The sequence below is a fragment of the Streptomyces sp. NPDC032091 genome, from assembly GCF_055580265.1.
Genome location: NZ_JBVILR010000022.1, coordinates 103,874 through 119,305, shown reverse-complemented (window position 1 = coordinate 119,305; position 15,432 = coordinate 103,874). Strand labels below are relative to the sequence as shown.

The 15,432-nt window shown below is 72.2% G+C and carries 9 protein-coding genes; 3 read left to right on the top strand and 6 right to left on the bottom strand.

Annotation, left to right across the window (positions count from 1 at the left end):
* Positions 1-3: 3 nt before the first annotated feature.
* Positions 4-2,784 (bottom strand): CBM96 family carbohydrate-binding protein, encoded by a 2,781-nt coding sequence (locus ACZ5NJ_RS29810; protein WP_468768801.1) that lies wholly within the window; start codon positions 2,782-2,784, stop codon positions 4-6.
* A gap of 189 nt (positions 2,785-2,973) precedes the next feature.
* On the bottom strand, positions 2,974-3,987 hold the full coding sequence (gene gmd, locus ACZ5NJ_RS29805; protein ID WP_468768799.1) for a GDP-mannose 4,6-dehydratase: 1,014 nt from the start codon (positions 3,985-3,987) through the stop codon (positions 2,974-2,976).
* 128 nt (positions 3,988-4,115) lie between these two features.
* Between gmd and ACZ5NJ_RS29800 the strand changes: the two genes are divergently transcribed.
* Positions 4,116-5,060, top strand: coding sequence for a GDP-L-fucose synthase family protein (locus ACZ5NJ_RS29800; protein ID WP_468768797.1), 945 nt, complete (start codon positions 4,116-4,118; stop codon positions 5,058-5,060).
* 16 nt (positions 5,061-5,076) lie between these two features.
* Here ACZ5NJ_RS29800 and ACZ5NJ_RS29795 read toward each other — a convergent pair whose 3' ends face one another.
* Positions 5,077-6,564: a sugar transferase gene (locus tag ACZ5NJ_RS29795; RefSeq protein WP_468768796.1), complete on the bottom strand. Its 1,488-nt coding sequence runs from the start codon at positions 6,562-6,564 to the stop codon at positions 5,077-5,079.
* A 381-nt stretch (positions 6,565-6,945) separates the two neighbouring features.
* Between ACZ5NJ_RS29795 and ACZ5NJ_RS29790 the strand changes: the two genes are divergently transcribed.
* Positions 6,946-9,222 carry a M4 family metallopeptidase gene (locus tag ACZ5NJ_RS29790; RefSeq protein WP_468768795.1) on the top strand — a complete coding sequence of 759 codons (2,277 nt, stop codon included), beginning with the start codon at positions 6,946-6,948 and terminating at the stop codon, positions 9,220-9,222.
* Positions 9,223-9,335: 113 nt separating this feature from the next.
* On the opposite strand, the gene ACZ5NJ_RS29785 is transcribed toward ACZ5NJ_RS29790, so the two are convergent.
* Positions 9,336-9,851: a hypothetical protein gene (locus tag ACZ5NJ_RS29785; protein WP_468768793.1), complete on the bottom strand. Its 516-nt coding sequence runs from the start codon at positions 9,849-9,851 to the stop codon at positions 9,336-9,338.
* 187 nt (positions 9,852-10,038) lie between these two features.
* Positions 10,039-11,580, bottom strand: coding sequence for an MFS transporter (locus ACZ5NJ_RS29780; protein ID WP_468768791.1), 1,542 nt, complete (start codon positions 11,578-11,580; stop codon positions 10,039-10,041).
* 157 nt (positions 11,581-11,737) lie between these two features.
* Here ACZ5NJ_RS29780 and ACZ5NJ_RS29775 point away from each other — a divergent pair, with 157 nt between their 5' ends.
* Entirely contained in the window at positions 11,738-12,769 is a 1,032-nt protein-coding gene (locus tag ACZ5NJ_RS29775) for an Lrp/AsnC family transcriptional regulator (RefSeq protein ID WP_468768790.1), read from the top strand.
* Between the two features lie 19 nt (positions 12,770-12,788).
* Here the strand turns inward: ACZ5NJ_RS29775 and glgP are convergent, their stop codons facing one another.
* Positions 12,789-15,428, bottom strand: coding sequence for an alpha-glucan family phosphorylase (glgP, locus tag ACZ5NJ_RS29770; RefSeq protein WP_468768788.1), 2,640 nt, complete (start codon positions 15,426-15,428; stop codon positions 12,789-12,791).
* Positions 15,429-15,432 lie beyond the last annotated feature (4 nt).

Sequence of the window (15,432 nt, the reverse complement as noted above, 5' to 3'; positions counted from 1 at the left end):
TGGTTACTTCTGGCCGAAGGTGAGGATCAGCTGCGGAGCGGCGTCCGCGGCGGTCGACTCCGAGGACCAGAGCCACAGCGCGTCGGTGCCCGTGCTGGTCAGGCCGAGGCTGTAGCTGCTGCCCAGCACCGCGGAGACCGCGGCGGTGTCGAGCTCGACGTTCTGGATCGCCGAGCCGTCCGGCACGCCCGTGATGCTGCCGAGCGGGCTGGTGCCGAGGGTGGGCTTGGTGGTGAACGTCGTGCCGGCGCCGCTCCAGGTGCCGGTGACCGGGACCACGGAGACGGTGTCGGCGGTGCCGGCGCCGGTCTGCGTGGAGGTCTTGAACTGGAGCGCGGCGGCCTTGAGGACCTGTCCGGCCGGGGCGGCCGGGAGGGTGAAGCGCAGGTACGACTCGTACGCGGAGGTGCCGCGCACGGCGAGCTGCGTGGAGGTGCCGTAGGCCGTGGTGGGGGCGCCCTGGTTGATGTAGGTGTCCTCGGTCGCGGGGACCTTGGAGACCGTGTCGGTGGGCGCCTTGGCGAGGTCGTAGTGGCTCTTGACCTGGGCCGCGGTGAGTGCAGACGGGTAGACCGCCGTCTCGTCGATCTGCCCGGCGAAGAAGGTGCTCGTCGGGCGGTTCGGCCAGTTGGCCAGGGCGTCGCCGCCGACGTGCCAGTAGCCGGCGTACGCGGTGGAGGTGGTGGCGCTGTTGGTGTCCTTCTTCTGGCCGTCGACGTACAGGACCATGCCGCCCGGGCCCTGGGTGCCGACGACGTGGTGCCACTTGTTGTCGTTGTACGTGTCGAACAGGCCCGTGGTGATGGTGCGGGCCGAGCCGTTGTAGACGCCGAAGGCGAGGCGGCCGGTGTTCGTCATGTACAGCTGCTTGTCGTAGGAGCCGCTGAGGGACGACGTGTTGTTGCCGAAGCCGATGAGCTTGCCGCCGCGCGTGCTGTTGGTCTTGAACCAGGTCTCGACGGTGAAGCTGCTGCCCACGAACTGGCGGTGGTCGCTGTACACCTGCTGGCTGGTGCCGTTGAAGCCCATGGCCGTGCTGGTGCCGCTGACGGCGCCGGGGCTCTGGCGCAGCGTCGGGGCGCTCACCTGGACGCCGCTGGTGTTGCCTCCGTTGGAGGAGTCGGCCACGTACGGGCTGACGGTGTCGTCGTAGCGCCAGTAGAGGTTGGCGCCGTCGGCGCGGACCGTCTCCGGATAGGTCTGGGCGGAGGTCGGGACGGTCACGGACGCGGTCGCCGACAGGGCGCTGGTGTTGCCGGCGCCGTCGGTGGCGGTCACCCGGTAGGTGTAGGCCTGGCCGGCCTTGACGGTGGTGTCGGTCCAGGAGGCCTGGGGCCGCTCGAACTCCAGGGAGTCGGCGGTCACGGTCTGGATCGGGGTGGCCGAGCCGTTGCGGTAGATCCGGTAGGTCAGCCTGCTGTCGTCCTGGTCGTAGCTGGTGCGCCAGCGGACCTGGACCTCGCCGGGCTTGGTGCTGCCGGCGCTGGCGACCGGGGTGGTGGGCGCGCCGACGTCGCCGGTGTTGGCGAATCGGGTGAGGCCCGCCTGCGGCTTTCCGTTGATCTGGGTGAACTCGCCGCCGACCCAGAGGTACTTGACGTCGTCCTTGGCGGCGACGGCCATGACGCGTGGGCCGATCTGCTCGCTGCCGTCCATGCCGTCGTTGGCGGTGGGGTGCCAGCCGAGCTTGCGGGGGCCGCGCACGAAGCCGTCCACGGGGGCGGGGGGCGTGCCGGTGTGGTCGGTGGGCTGCGCCATCAGGAAGTTGCGCTTGCCGTCGGGGAACTCCAGCTCGGTGGAGCAGTCGTGGCCGTGCGAGGCGCTGTAGAGGACGCCGTCGTACGGGAGCACGAACTGGGTCGCGCCGAGGCAGCGGTCGCGCCACTTCTCGTTGAAGTCGGTGTTCAGGCCGATGCGGCCGTCGAAGACGCCGCCGCCGGAGCCCTCGTTGGCGGTGTAGTAGCCCGTGGCGTCGGCGGCTATGTCCTTGACGACCGAGTTCGAGGGGATGTTGGAGTACGTCTTGGTGACCGCGCCGGTGGTGGCGTCGACGACGGCGAGGGCGTGCGAGTTGGAGCCGTTGACGGTGAAGAAGTCGCCGCCGAGCAGGACGTTCTTGCCGTCGTTGCTGACCTTGACGGCGCGACCGGGCTCGTCCGCGTTGGCGGTGAAGGGCTTGAGGGCACCGGAGGCGGCGTCGACCGCGGCGAACCGCTCGTGCGTCTGGCCCTCGACGGTACCGAAGTCGCCGCCGATGTACAGGGTGTCGTCGGTGACGGCGAGCGCGCGCACGGTGGCGGGGACGCCGGGGTGGAAGGACGCCTTGGGGGTGCAGGTGGCGATGTCGATGGCGGCGAGGCTGGAGACCGGGGTGCCGTTGACGGCGCCGAAGTAGCCGCCCGCGTAAAGCGTCTTGCCGTCCTTGGCGACGGTCAGGGCCCGGACGGTGGCGGCGCCGTCGCCGACGGTGAAGGACAGCTTGCAGGGGGTGGGGTTACCCGTGGCGGCGTCGAGCGCCGTGAAGTTCACCGCTTCCTGCTCGGCGCCGCCGACGGCGTCGGGCGGGCGGACGGCCGAGAAGGTGCCGCCGGCGAAGACGGTGCCGTTCGCCTCGGCCATGGCGAAGACGACACCGTTCGTCTGCCAGGTGGGCAGTTCGTCGGCCGTGAACGCCACGGGCGGCGTGAGGGCCGACGCCGAGGGCATCAGCACCACCCCCAGGCCGGCGCCGGCGCCGGCCAGTGACAGGACGAGGGCAGCGGTCAGCCCTCTGGATCTACGCATTGGCCCCCCAGGGCAATCGCCCGGTCTGATGGCTGGAACTGTACGAACAGCCGTGTGTATCCGACGCCGATGGGGCGCGGATGAAGTCCCTTCACACACGGCAGGTTTGCCCCGGTCAGGGCCGCAGAGCACCGCGAACATGACCGGGACATGCAAAACGTAGGCGCATCGTAGGCGAAATATACGGCCTCAGCGGTCGATGCGGACGGTGGCGCCCGCCAGTTGGTCCTCGACCTGTCGGACGTCCGCGTCGACCATGATGCGGGCCAGTTCGGGCACGAGGACCGTCGGCTTCCAGCCGAGGATCTCCCGCGCCTTGGACGCGTCGCCGATGAGGGCGTCGACCTCGCTGGGGCGCTCGTACTTGGGGTCGTAGCGGACGTGCTCGTTCCAGTCGAGACCGGCCCGGGTGAAGGAGGACTCGACGAACTCCCGGACGGTGGCGGCGACTCCGGTGGCCACGACGTAGTCGGTCGGCTCGTCCTGCTGGAGCATGCGCCACATCGCCTCGACGTACTCGGGCGCGTAGCCCCAGTCGCGGACGGCGTCGAGGTTGCCGAGGTAGAGGTGGTCCTGGAGGCCGGCCTTGATCCGGGCGACGGCGCGGGTGATCTTCCGGGTCACGAAGGTCTCGCCGCGGCGCGGGGACTCGTGGTTGAAGAGGATCCCGTTGACGGCGAACATGTCGTACGCCTCGCGGTAGTTGACGGTGGTCCAGTACGCGAAGACCTTGGCCGCCCCGTACGGGCTGCGCGGGTGGAACGGGGTGTCCTCGTTCTGCGGGGGCGGGGTGGAGCCGTACATCTCCGAGGACGAGGCCTGGTAGATGCGGGTGTCGACGCCGCTGGCCCGGATGGCCTCCAGCAGGCGCAGCGCGCCGAGGCCGGTGACATCGCCGGTGTAGAGGGGTGCGTCGAAGGAGACCCGGACATGGGACTGGGCGCCGAGGTTGTAGACCTCGTCGGGGCGGATGTCGCGCAGCAGGTTCACCAGGGCCACGCCGTCGGAGAGGTCGGCGTGGTGCAGGACGAAGGAGCGGTTCGCCGTCTGCGGGTCCTGGTAGACGTGGTCGATCCGCTCCGTGTTGAAGCTGGAGGAGCGCCGCACGAGCCCGTGCACCGTGTAGCCCTTCGAGAGCAGGAGCTCGGCGAGGTACGAGCCGTCCTGTCCGGTGACGCCGGTGATCAGTGCGGTCTTGCCCATGGGTCCCCCTGGGGTCCGTTGTTGCTGTTGCGGGTGAGGCTTCGCCTCGGTGTGTGGTCTGTGGTGGGGCGGGCGGGACGGCGTAAGCCGGGCCCGGGGCGCGTCGGCGGGCTGGCATCATCGGCGGTATGACTAATCCGCAGCCGCTCCTGCCCCCGCACGCCCGCGTCTTCGTCGCCGGACACCGCGGCCTGGTGGGATCCGCGGTCGTCCGCCGCCTCACCGCCGACGGGTACGAGGTGCTGACCCGCGGCCGCGCCGACCTCGACCTGCGCGACGCCGCCGCGACGGAGGCGTACCTGAGGGACGTCCGCCCCGACGCCGTGGTGCTCGCCGCCGCGAAGGTCGGCGGCATCATGGCCAACAGCACCTACCCGGTGCAGTTCCTGGAGGACAACCTCAAGATCCAGCTCAGCGTGATCGGCGGCGCGCACGCCGCCGGTGTGGGCCGGCTGCTGTTCCTCGGGTCCTCCTGCATCTACCCCAAGCTCGCCCCGCAGCCCATCACGGAGGACGCGCTGCTGACGGGGCCGCTGGAGCCCACCAACGAGGCCTACGCGCTGGCGAAGATCGCGGGCATCGTGCAGGTCCAGTCGTACCGCAGGCAGTACGGCGCCTCGTACGTCTCCGCCATGCCCACCAACCTCTACGGGCCCGGGGACAACTTCGACCTGGAGTCCTCGCACGTGCTGCCCGCGCTCGTCCGGCGCTTCCACGAGGCCGCCGCCGAGGGCCGCGACGAGGTCACCCTGTGGGGCAGCGGCACCCCGCGCCGGGAGTTCCTGCACGTCGACGACCTGGCGGCCGCCTGTGCGGTGCTGCTGGAGCGCTACGACGGGGACGAGCCCGTCAACATCGGCTGCGGCGAGGACCTGACCATCAGGGAGCTGGCCGAGACGGTCGCCGAGGTGACCGGCTTCGAGGGCCGGCTCGCCTGGGACACCTCGAAGCCGGACGGCACCCCGCGCAAGCTGCTCGACGTGTCCCGCCTGACCGCGCTCGGCTGGAAGCCCGGCATCGGGCTGCGGGACGGCATCGCCTCCACCTACCGGTGGTGGCTGGAGCAGGACTGACGTCACCCCGGGCCCCTCAGTACGCTCCGCGACCGTCGACGACGGCGCGGAGGGTACGGCCCATGACGTCGACGTCGCTGGTGAAGGACCAGTTGTCCACGTACTGGAGATCGAGCTGAATCGTTTCGTCCCAGGAGAGGTCGGAGCGTCCGCTGATCTGCCACAGCCCCGTCATCCCCGGCCGGACGGTGAGCCGGCGCAGCTCGACCTCGTCGTACTCGGCCACCTCCTCCGGCAGCGGCGGGCGCGGGCCGACCAGGGACATGCTGCCGGTCAGGACGTTGAGCAGCTGGGGCAGTTCGTCGAGCGAGGTGCGGCGCAGCAGCCGGCCCACCCGGGTCACCCGGGGGTCGCGGCGCATCTTGAACATCGGCCCGTCGTTCTCATTGGCCCCCGACAGCTCGGACTTCAGCCGGTCGGCGTCCACCACCATCGTGCGGAACTTCCACATGACGAACGGGACCCCGTCGCGCCCGATCCGGCGCTGGCTGTAGAAGGCCGGGCCGCGCGAGCCGAGGCGGATGGCCAGCACCAGCGCGAGGAACAGCGGGGAGAGCAGCAGCAGTCCGGCCGCCGCGGCGACCCGGTCGAACACGGCCTTGAGCAGGGTCTGCGCCCCCCGCCGCACGGGCGGCGCCACCCGCAGCACGGCGAGCCCGCCGGCCGACAGGGTCTCCAGGCGCTTGACGGAGACCTCCACCAGCCCGGGGAACACCGCCATCTCCAGCCCCTCGTCGTGCAGCGCCCACGCGACCCGGCGCAGCCGCTCCCCCGCGATCCGCGCCCCGGGAACCACCAGCACCAGGTCGGCGTGGTGGCTGCGGACGGCGCCCAGCACGGCCGCCGAGTCCTCGGTCAGCGCCTCGGGCATCCGGGCGGCGAGGCGGGCGGCGACGGGCACCCCGCCTTCCAGCGGGCCCTGGCCGACGGGGAGCACGCCGACGACCACGTACGGGTGGTCGGTGCGCGCCGCGAGATGGGCGATGACGTGTTCGGCGGCGGCGGGTTCGCCGACGACCAGGACCCGGCTGACGGCCTGGGCCTCGCGGCGTGCGGCGAAGAGGTGATGGTAGGTCAGTTTGTGGTGGGCGACGGTGATGAGGAGGGCGGGCAGCAGGGCTCCCAGGGCGGCGAGCCGGGGGGTGCTCTCCCCCGTGACCACGCGGGCGACGGCCAGGACGCCGATGAGAATCAGCCAGTCGTGGACGACGGGCAGCACTCCGCGGGATTCTCCGAGCGCGCGGGTGGCGTAACGTCGGCGCAGTGCCTGTACGCCGACCCAGGCGAGGGCCGCGCCGAGCGCGCAGTACAGGGGCCTGGCCTGCTGGGCCGCGCCGAAGACCAGGCCCACGGGGACGGCGGCGCCGGCGAAGTCGGCGCCCACGGCGGCGGGCAGGTACCAGCGGGCCTTGTCACCGATGCGCCGCGCGGGGGCGTCCGGGGTTCCTTCCGCACCACCGGCCGCCGCGGCCACTCTTTGCGCAGGAAAATGGACATGCCTCATGGGCCCCCCTGGCACGTGGTCTATGTCGGTGGCGCATGTCCGCCGCTTCCCCGGGCGGCGAACATCTGTCGCACCGGGAAACAGTACGACAAACACCCGTACGGTAAATGCCGTTCGGGTGAACGGGGCCTCTTGTTACCCAAGGGTTAGCAAGCGGTATCAACCGTTCCAGGGCTTGCGGACCGCCTTCGCACACAAAGGTGAATGGTTCGGATACCGGATACGTATCTTCGGACAACGAACCGTTTCCAGCCAACCTTTTGATGTGGCCCTGACATCGGACACTCCAGGTGGCACTCTTCGACCGTTCATCGCACAGCCCTGATCTGCCCGGTGGCCCACCCAGCCATCCGGAACCCCCCCTTGCAGAAGGAGTCTGCGTTGAGTCCCACCCCCCAGCGGCGCGCCACCGCGGCCGGCGCACTCGTAGCCGCGGCGGCCCTGGTCGCCGTAGGTATGCAGGCCGGTACCGCCACCGCCGCCGCCGACGCCACCGCGTCGCAGGCCCGCACGGCCGCCCAGCCCAACCCGGGCGCGGCCAACCTCGTACTCAGCGCTTCGGAGCGTGCGACGCTCATCAGCGAGGCCAACTCGACCAGCGCGCAGGCCGCCAAGGCGCTCGGCCTCGGCAGCGGCGAGAAGCTGATCGTCCGTGATGTGTCCAAGGACGCCGATGGCACCACGCACACCACCTACGAGCGGACCTACGACGGTCTGCCCGTGCTCGGCGGCGACCTGACGGTCCACGCCAAGGGCGGTGTCACCAAGAGCGTGACCAAGGCGACCCAGCACGAGATCAAGGTCGCGGACACCAACGCCACGGTCAGCACCGCCACGGCAGAGGGCCAGGCGGTCTCCGCCGCCAACTCCGCGGGCTCCAAGCAGTCCAAGGCCGACAAGGGCGCCCGCAAGGTGATCTGGGCCGGCTCCGGCGTCCCGGTCCTCGCCTTCGAGACCGTCGTCGGCGGTCTCCAGGACGACGGCACCCCGAGCCGCCTGCACGTGATCACCGACGCCAAGACCGGCGCGAAGATCACCCAGTGGCAGGCCGTCGAGACGGGCACGGGCAACACGCAGTACAGCGGCCAGGTCACCCTCGGCACCACCCTGTCCGGCAGCAACTACACGCTGACCGACGGCACCCGGGGCGGCCACAAGACGTACAACCTCAACGGGGGTTCGTCCGGCACCGGCACGCTGTTCAGCAAGACCACCGACGTCTGGGGCAACGGCCTCCCCTCCAACAAGGAGACGGCCGGCGCGGACGCCGCCTACGGCGCCCAGCTGACGTGGGACTACTACAAGAACGTCCACGGCCGCAACGGCCTGCGCAACGACGGCGTGGCCCCCTACAGCCGGGTCCACTACGGCAACGCGTACGTGAACGCCTTCTGGGACGACTCCTGCTTCTGCATGACCTACGGTGACGGCACGGCCAACAACAAGCCCCTCACCTCCATCGACGTCGCCGCGCACGAGATGACGCACGGTCTGACCTCGGTCACCGGCAACATGACCTACAGCGGTGAGTCCGGCGGTCTGAACGAGGCCACCTCCGACATCATGGCCGCCGCGGTCGAGTTCTGGGCCAACAACCCGACCGACGTGGGCGACTACCTCGTCGGCGAGAAGATCGACATCAACGGCGACGGCACCCCGCTGCGCTACATGGACAAGCCGAGCAAGGACGGCGCGTCGAAGGACGCGTGGTACTCGGGCATCAGCTCGATCGACGTCCACTACTCCTCGGGCCCGGCCAACCACTGGTTCTACCTGGCCTCCGAGGGCTCCGGCGCCAAGGTCATCAACGGCGTGAGCTACGACTCGCCGACCTCCGACGGCCTCCCGGTCACCGCGATCGGCCGTGACGCCGCCGCGAAGATCTGGTTCCGCGCGCTGACGGTGGGCTACTTCAAGTCGACCACCAACTACGCCGACGCCCGCGTCCAGACGCTGAAGGCCGCCGCCGACCTGTACGGCGCGGGCTCGACCACGTACAACAACGTGGCCAACGCCTGGGCCGCCATCAACGTCGGTCCGCGCATCAACGACGGGGTCACCGTCACCGCGATACCGAACCAGAACACCCAGATCAACTCCGCGGTGAGCCTCCAGGTCCAGGCGACCAGCACCAACCCGGGCGCCCTGACCTACGCGGCGACCGGCCTGCCGGCCGGCCTGTCGATCAACTCCTCCACCGGTCTGATCTCCGGCACGGCGACCACCGCGGCCACGTCCAACGTGACCGTCACCGTCACCGACTCGGCGGGCAAGACGGGCACCGCGTCCTTCACCTGGACGGTCGGCACCTCGCTGCCGAGCGTCTTCGAGAACACGACCGACTACGCGATCAACGACAACGCGACGGTCGAGTCCCCGATCACGGTGAGCGGCCGCCCGGGCAACGCGCCCTCCACCCTCAAGGTGGACGTCAACATCCTGCACACCTACATCGGTGACCTGAAGGTCGACCTGGTGGCGCCGGACGGCAGCGTCTACAACCTGCACAACCGCTCGGGCGGCAGCGCCGACAACATCATCAAGAGCTACACGGTCGACGCCTCGTCCGAGGTGGCCAACGGCGTCTGGAAGCTGCGCGTGAACGACAACGCCAGCCTGGACACCGGCAAGATCGACAGCTGGAAGCTCACCTTCTGACCCCTCGGGGCGGGAAGTGAACCACGGCTGAACCGCTGAAACCACGGGGCCGCCCGGGAGGAAACCTCCCCGGGCGGCCCTGTCCCATGCGGCGGCGGATCGGCGGCCGCGGGTCAGCCGATCGAGCGGAACGCCGCGTCGAGGTAGGCCTTGTCGAACACGACGCGGTCCTTGCCGCGCTCCTGGCGGGGCCGGGCGCGGTCCTCGTCACCCCAGTCGTCGTCACGGTCGTCGCGGTCGTGGCGGCCGTGGTGGTGGTCGTCGGTGGGCTTGAGGAAGACCGAGCGGGCGTTCAGGTCGTGCGCCCGCTCGCCCGGCCGCAGCACCTCCTGGGCCTCGCCGCCGCAGCTGCTGTCCCGGAAGACGAGGGCCAGCGAGTCCGTGTCGTTCTGCACCGCGAAGGCCGGGCGGTTGCGGGAGGTGCCGGTCAGGCGGTAGCAGGTGTCGTTGTCGGCGGGCTCGATCGTGCCGTGGCGGACGTCGCCGTCGTCGTCCGTGAAGCGGTAGTGGATTTCGCCGAGGGTGCCGTGGTCGTGGTCGGGGTCGCTGGCCAGGGACTGGCCGGCGGTGGGCAGGACCAGCGCGGCGGCGAGGAGTGCGGCGGCTGTGGCGGTGGAGCGAAGGCGCATGGAGGGTCCGTTTCTCGCGGGAGCGGCGGTGTCCGCGGGGCAGCCTAGGAGGCTGCCGGGGTCCGGAAGGGGCGCCATGCGCCAGGTGTTCGGAGGTTCACCCTCCTGGTCCGCCCATCGCTCCGCCGCGCGGAGCCGTCTCCCGGCCCCGCGCGGCGGCAGCCCCACCGACGCCCCGCGCCTCCGGCTACGGCCGGGCCGGCTCGCCGTCCTCGGCCTGACCGGAGGCCTGGCCGGAGGCCTGGGCCGGGACGGGGGCCACCGGCCGGGCGGCGGCGGGAGCCGGCCGGCGGGGGATCAGGAGGAGGACCGCCACGCCGCCGGCCAGGCCCAGCGCCCCCGAGACCACGAACGTCTCCCCCAGCCCGCTCGCGAACGCCGCGTCCACCCAGGACCGCGCCCCCGGCACTGTCGCCAGCAGCCGCCCCGCGCCGCCGGAGGCCAGGGCGTCGGCGGTGGCGGCCGGCTGCCCGTCGAGCCCGTCCGCCAGCCCGGCGTGGAAGACACCGCCCAGCACCGCGATGCCCAGGGCCGTGCCCAGCTGCCGCGAGGTGTTCAGCACGCCTCCGGCCATGCCCGCCCGGGCCGCCGGCACCGCCCCCATCGCGGTGGCCGCCAGCGCCGGCATCGACACGCCCACCCCGACACCCGTCAGCGCCAGCCCCGGCACCAGCGCGGGCCAGCTGTCGCCGGCGTCGAGCATCCACGCCTGGAGCAGCGCGCCCCCGCCGATCAGCAGCAGCCCGCCGCCGATGGTCAGCCGCGCGGAGACCCCGTGCAGCAGCCGTCCGGCCACCGCCGCGACGACGAAGGCCGCCAGGCTCATCGGCACCAGCGCCAGGCCGGCGCCCACCGGGCTCATCCCCTCGGCGGACTGCAGCCACAGGGAGACGTACATCAGGTACGAGAACGCCGCCCCGGAGGTCAGCAGTCCGGCGGTCATGACCGCCCCGAAGACCGGGCTGCGGAACAGCGAGAGGTCCAGCATCGGGCGGGAGCCGCGCAGCTCGACGACGACGAAGGCGGCGAAGGCGACCGCCGCCAGGGCGAACAGCCCCAGGGTGGCGGGCGAGGTCCAGCCGTCCTCACCGGCCCGGATCAGCGCGTACGTGAGGGCGCCGGCCCCGACGGTGAAGGCGGCCATGCCGGGCAGGTCCAGCCCCTGGGCCCGCGGGTCGCGGGACTCGGTCACCACCCTGAGGGTCACGAACACGGCGAGGGCGCACAGCGGCAGGTTGATGAAGAAGATCCAGCGCCAGCCGAAGTGCTCGGTGAGCAGCCCGCCGACGATCGGCCCGGCCGCCGCGGCGGCGCCGTTGACCGCGCCCCAGACGCCGAAGGCCACCCCGCGGTCACGGCCCTGGTAGGAGGCGCTGAGCAGGGCCATGGAGGTGGCGGCCATCGCCGCGCCGCCGATGCCCTGGACGGCACGGAAGGCGATCAGCGCGCCCGGCCCGTCGGCCAGTCCGCAGACGAGGGAGGCGCCGGCGAAGAGCACGAGCCCGCCGAGGTAGACGCGGCGGCGGCCGATCCGGTCGGCGAGGGAGCCGGAGCCGAGCAGCAGGGCGGCGAGGGCGAGGGCGTAGATGTCCATCACCCACTGGAGCCCCGAGAAACCGGTGTGCAGGGCGGCGGCCATGTCCGGGAGGGCGACGGTCACGATCGTGACGTCGACCAGCAGCATGAACGCCCCGATGCACACCGCCGTCAGGGGCAGCCATTTGCGCATGGGGATTCTCCTCGTGGTTCTTCCGAGCCGGGGTCGTCGGTGCCCGGCGGATCGGTCTGTGGGTCGCCCCACCGTGGCAGCGGATTCCCGAATCACCCACCCGGAAGCACCGCCGCGCAGGATTCCTCCCATCGGCGCCCCTGCGATGATGGGAACCATGCATCCCACACTCCGGCCCGGGAGCCGTCCGACCGAGCTGGACGCCTTCGACCGGGTCCTCGCCCACGCCCTGTCCCTCGACGGCCGGGCCCCCTTCAGCCGGCTCGCCGAGGTGCTGGAGGTCTCCGACCAGACCGTGGTGCGCCGCTACCACCGGCTGCGCGGCAACGGCCTGCTGCGGGTCGTCGGACTGCCCGTCGGCGGCCGCGTCGGGCTGTTCGAGTCCTGGCTGCGCGTGCAGTGCGCACCCGACGCGGCGCTCGCGGTGGCCGAGGCGCTGGCCCGGCGGCCGGACATCGCGTGGGTGACGCTGAACTCGGGCGGTACGGAGATCCACTGCATGACCCGGGCCCGGACCCGCGAGGACCGGGACGCCCTGCTGCTGGAGAAGCTGCCCCGTACCCGGAGGGTGACGGCCATCAGCGCGCACACCGTGCTGCGCAAGTACATCGGCGGACCCGGCGTCTGGGCGGGGCTGGCGGGGCTGCGCCCGGACCAGGCCGCGGCCCTGCGGCCGCCGCCGCCCGCGCCGGAGTACGAGGAGGCGCGCTACGCCCTCGACGAGGCCGAGCTGGCGCTGCTGGCGGTCCTGCGCCGCGACGGCCGGGCCGGCTATCCGGAGCTGGCCCGGGCCTCGGGCCTGTCGGAGTCCACGGCCCGGCGGCGGCTGGAGCGGCTGCGGGAGCGCGGGGCGGTCTACTTCGACGTGGAGATCATCCCGGAGCACCTGGGTTTCGAGGCGGACGCCTCCCTGCTGCTGACCGTGCCGCCGGCCCGGCTGGCGGAGGTGGGGGCCGCCCTGGGGAGCCACCCGGAGGTGCCGTTCGCGGCGGCCATCACCGGGGCGGCGAACCTGCTGGCGGTGGTGCTGTGCCGGGACACCGACGCGCTGTACACGTACCTGACCGAGCGGATCGGCGCGGTGCCCGGCATCGGGCAGGTGGAGGTGATCCCCAACCTGCGGACCCTCAAGCGGGCCGGGATGCTGGTCGAGGACGGGCGGCTGGTGGACCCGCCGCCCGCCCCCTGACCCCTCCCGGCTCCGGGCGTCAGCGCAGCAGGACGCCGCCCGACGGGTCGGGGTCCGCCACCGGGCCCGCGACCAGGCCCAGTTCGGCCGGGCTCGCCAGCAGCGGGTGGGTGGGCAGGACCCGTACCGTGTAGCCGAAGGGGCCCGTCCGGTCGAGGGCGAGCGGGCCCTCGTACACCCAGCGCCCCTCCAGGTCGGGACCGGCGGCGGGCTTGAGCGGGAAGGCCCGGCCGTCCTTGATCACGTCCTGGGCGTCGACCCGTCCCGCGACGGCCTGCACCTCCACGTCCTCGGGCGCGAGCGCGTCGAGCGCCACCCGCACCCGCAGCGTGAGGGTGGCCCCGAGCTCGGCGGTGCCGCCCACCGGTGTCGCGGCGACGGCCTCGACGTGCTCCACGGCCACCCCCGCCCAGGCCGCCCGGATCCGGCCCTTCCACCAGGCCAGGTCCCGGGCCGCGTCGGCGGTCAGGGCGCGGTGGGAGAGCGCGGCGGGGGCGTAGAGCCGCTCCACGTACTCCCGTACCATCCGCCCCGCGAGCACCTTCGGGCCCAGGGACACCAGGGTGCGCCGGACCATCTCGATCCACCGGTCGGGCAGCCCGGTGCGGCCGGAGCGGTCGTAGAAGCGGGGCGCGACCCGGTTCTCGATCAGCTCGTAGAGCGCGGCCGCCTCCAGGTCGTCACGCCGCTCCTCGTCCGTGCCGAGCCCGTCGGCCGTGGGGATGGCCCAGCCGAAGTCGGGCTCGAACCACTCGTCCCACCAGCCGTCCAGGACCGACAGGTTGAGGCAGCCGTTGAGGGCGGCCTTCATCCCGCTGGTCCCGCAGGCCTCCAGCGGCCGCAGCGGGTTGTTGAGCCAGACGTCGCAGCCCGGGTAGAGCTTCTGCGCCATCGCCATGCCGTAGTCCGGGAGGAAGACGATCCGGTGGCGCACGCGCGGGTCGTCCGAGAAGCGCACCAGCTCCTGGACGAGCCGCTTGCCGCCGTCGTCCGCCGGATGCGCCTTGCCCGCGACGACGATCTGCACCGGACGGTCGGGGTCCAGCAGCAGGCGGCGCAGCCGCTCGGGGTCGCGCAGCATCAGGGTGAGCCGCTTGTACGAGGGGACGCGCCGGGCGAACCCGATGGTCAGCACGTCGGGGTCGAGGACGGTGTCCACCCAGCCGAGCTCGGCGTCGGCGGCGCCGCGCTGCTTCCAGGAGGTGCGCAGCCGGTCCCGTACCTCCTGCACCAGCTGTTCGCGCAGGGAGCGCCGTACGTCCCACACGTCCTGGTCGGCGATCTGGGCGACGGCGTCCCAGCGGGTGGAGCCGCCGACGGCGAGGGCGTCCTCGGTGCGTCCGGGGCCGATCTGTCGGGCGCCGAGCCGCATCACCTCGGGGGCGACCCAGGTCGGGGCGTGGACCCCGTTGGTCACGGAGGTGATGGGCACGTCGGCCGGGTCGAAGCCCGGCCAGAGCCCGGCGAACATGCCGCGGCTGACGGCGCCGTGGAGGGTGGAGACCCCGTTGGCGCGCTGGGCGAGGCGCAGGCCCATGACGGCCATGTTGAACACGCCGGGGTCGCCGCCGGGGTAGGACTCGGCGCCGAGCTCCAGGACGCGTTCGACGGGTACGCCGGCCAGTTCGCCGCCCTCGCCGAAGTGGCGGGCGACGAGGGAGCGCTCGAAGCGGTCGATGCCGGCGGGGACGGGGGTGTGGGTGGTGAAGACGGTCCCGGCGCGGACGGCCTCGACGGCGGCGTCGAAGCCGAGGCCGCGCTCCCCTTCCAGTTCCCTTATGCGTTCGAGGCCGAGGAAGCCGGCGTGGCCCTCGTTGGTGTGGAAGACCTCGGGGTCGGGGTGGCCGGTGATGCGGCAGTAGGCGCGGACGGCCCGGACGCCGCCGATGCCGAGGAGCATCTCCTGGAGGAGGCGGTGGTCGCTGCCGCCGCCGTAGAGCCGGTCGGTCACCTCGCGGGCGCCGGCGTCGTTGTCCTCGACGTCGGAGTCGAGCAGCAGCAGCGGGACGCGGCCGACGCGGGCCTGCCAGATGTGCGCGTGCAACGAGCGTCCGCCGGGGAGGGCGAGGGTCACCCTGGCGGGGGTGCCGTCCTCCTGGCGGAGCAGGGACAGGGGCAGCTCGTGGGGGTCGAGGACGGGGTAGTGCTCCTGCTGCCAGCCGTCGCGGGAGAGGGACTGGCGGAAGTAGCCGTGGCGGTAGAGCAGGCCGACGCCGATGATCGGGACGCCGAGGTCGCTGGCGGCCTTGAGGTGGTCGCCGGCGAGGATCCCGAGCCCGCCGGAGTACTGGGGAAGGGCGGCGGTGATGCCGAATTCCGGAGAGAAGTAGGCGATGGCGGCGGGGAGGCCGCCGCTGTTCTGGTGGGTCTGGTACCACCTGCCGCCGTGGACGTAGTCGTCGAGGTCGGCGACCGCGACGGCGAGCCGGCGCAGGAAGCGCCGGTCGGCGGCGAGTTCGGCGAGCCGGGCGGCGGGGACGGCACCGAGCAGCCGGACGGGATCACCGCCGGCTGCCTGCCAGCCCTCGGGGTCGACGGAGTGGAAGAGTTCGCGGGTTTCCGTATGCCATGACCAGCGCAGGTTGCGCGCGAGCTCGGCGAGTGGCATGAGGGGTTCGGGGAGGACGGGGCGCACGGTGAATCGACGGATAGCCTTCACGTGT

Coding starts and splice junctions, on each gene's coding strand:
- ACZ5NJ_RS29785 (WP_468768793.1), bottom strand. CDS start 9,851: ATGCGCCTTCGCTCCACCGCCACAGCCGCCGCACTCCTCGCCGCCGCG.
- ACZ5NJ_RS29775 (WP_468768790.1), top strand. CDS start 11,738: ATGCATCCCACACTCCGGCCCGGGAGCCGTCCGACCGAGCTGGACGCC.
- ACZ5NJ_RS29795 (WP_468768796.1), bottom strand. CDS start 6,564: ATGAGGCATGTCCATTTTCCTGCGCAAAGAGTGGCCGCGGCGGCCGGT.
- ACZ5NJ_RS29800 (WP_468768797.1), top strand. CDS start 4,116: ATGACTAATCCGCAGCCGCTCCTGCCCCCGCACGCCCGCGTCTTCGTC.
- gmd (WP_468768799.1), bottom strand. CDS start 3,987: ATGGGCAAGACCGCACTGATCACCGGCGTCACCGGACAGGACGGCTCG.
- ACZ5NJ_RS29810 (WP_468768801.1), bottom strand. CDS start 2,784: ATGCGTAGATCCAGAGGGCTGACCGCTGCCCTCGTCCTGTCACTGGCC.
- ACZ5NJ_RS29780 (WP_468768791.1), bottom strand. CDS start 11,580: ATGCGCAAATGGCTGCCCCTGACGGCGGTGTGCATCGGGGCGTTCATG.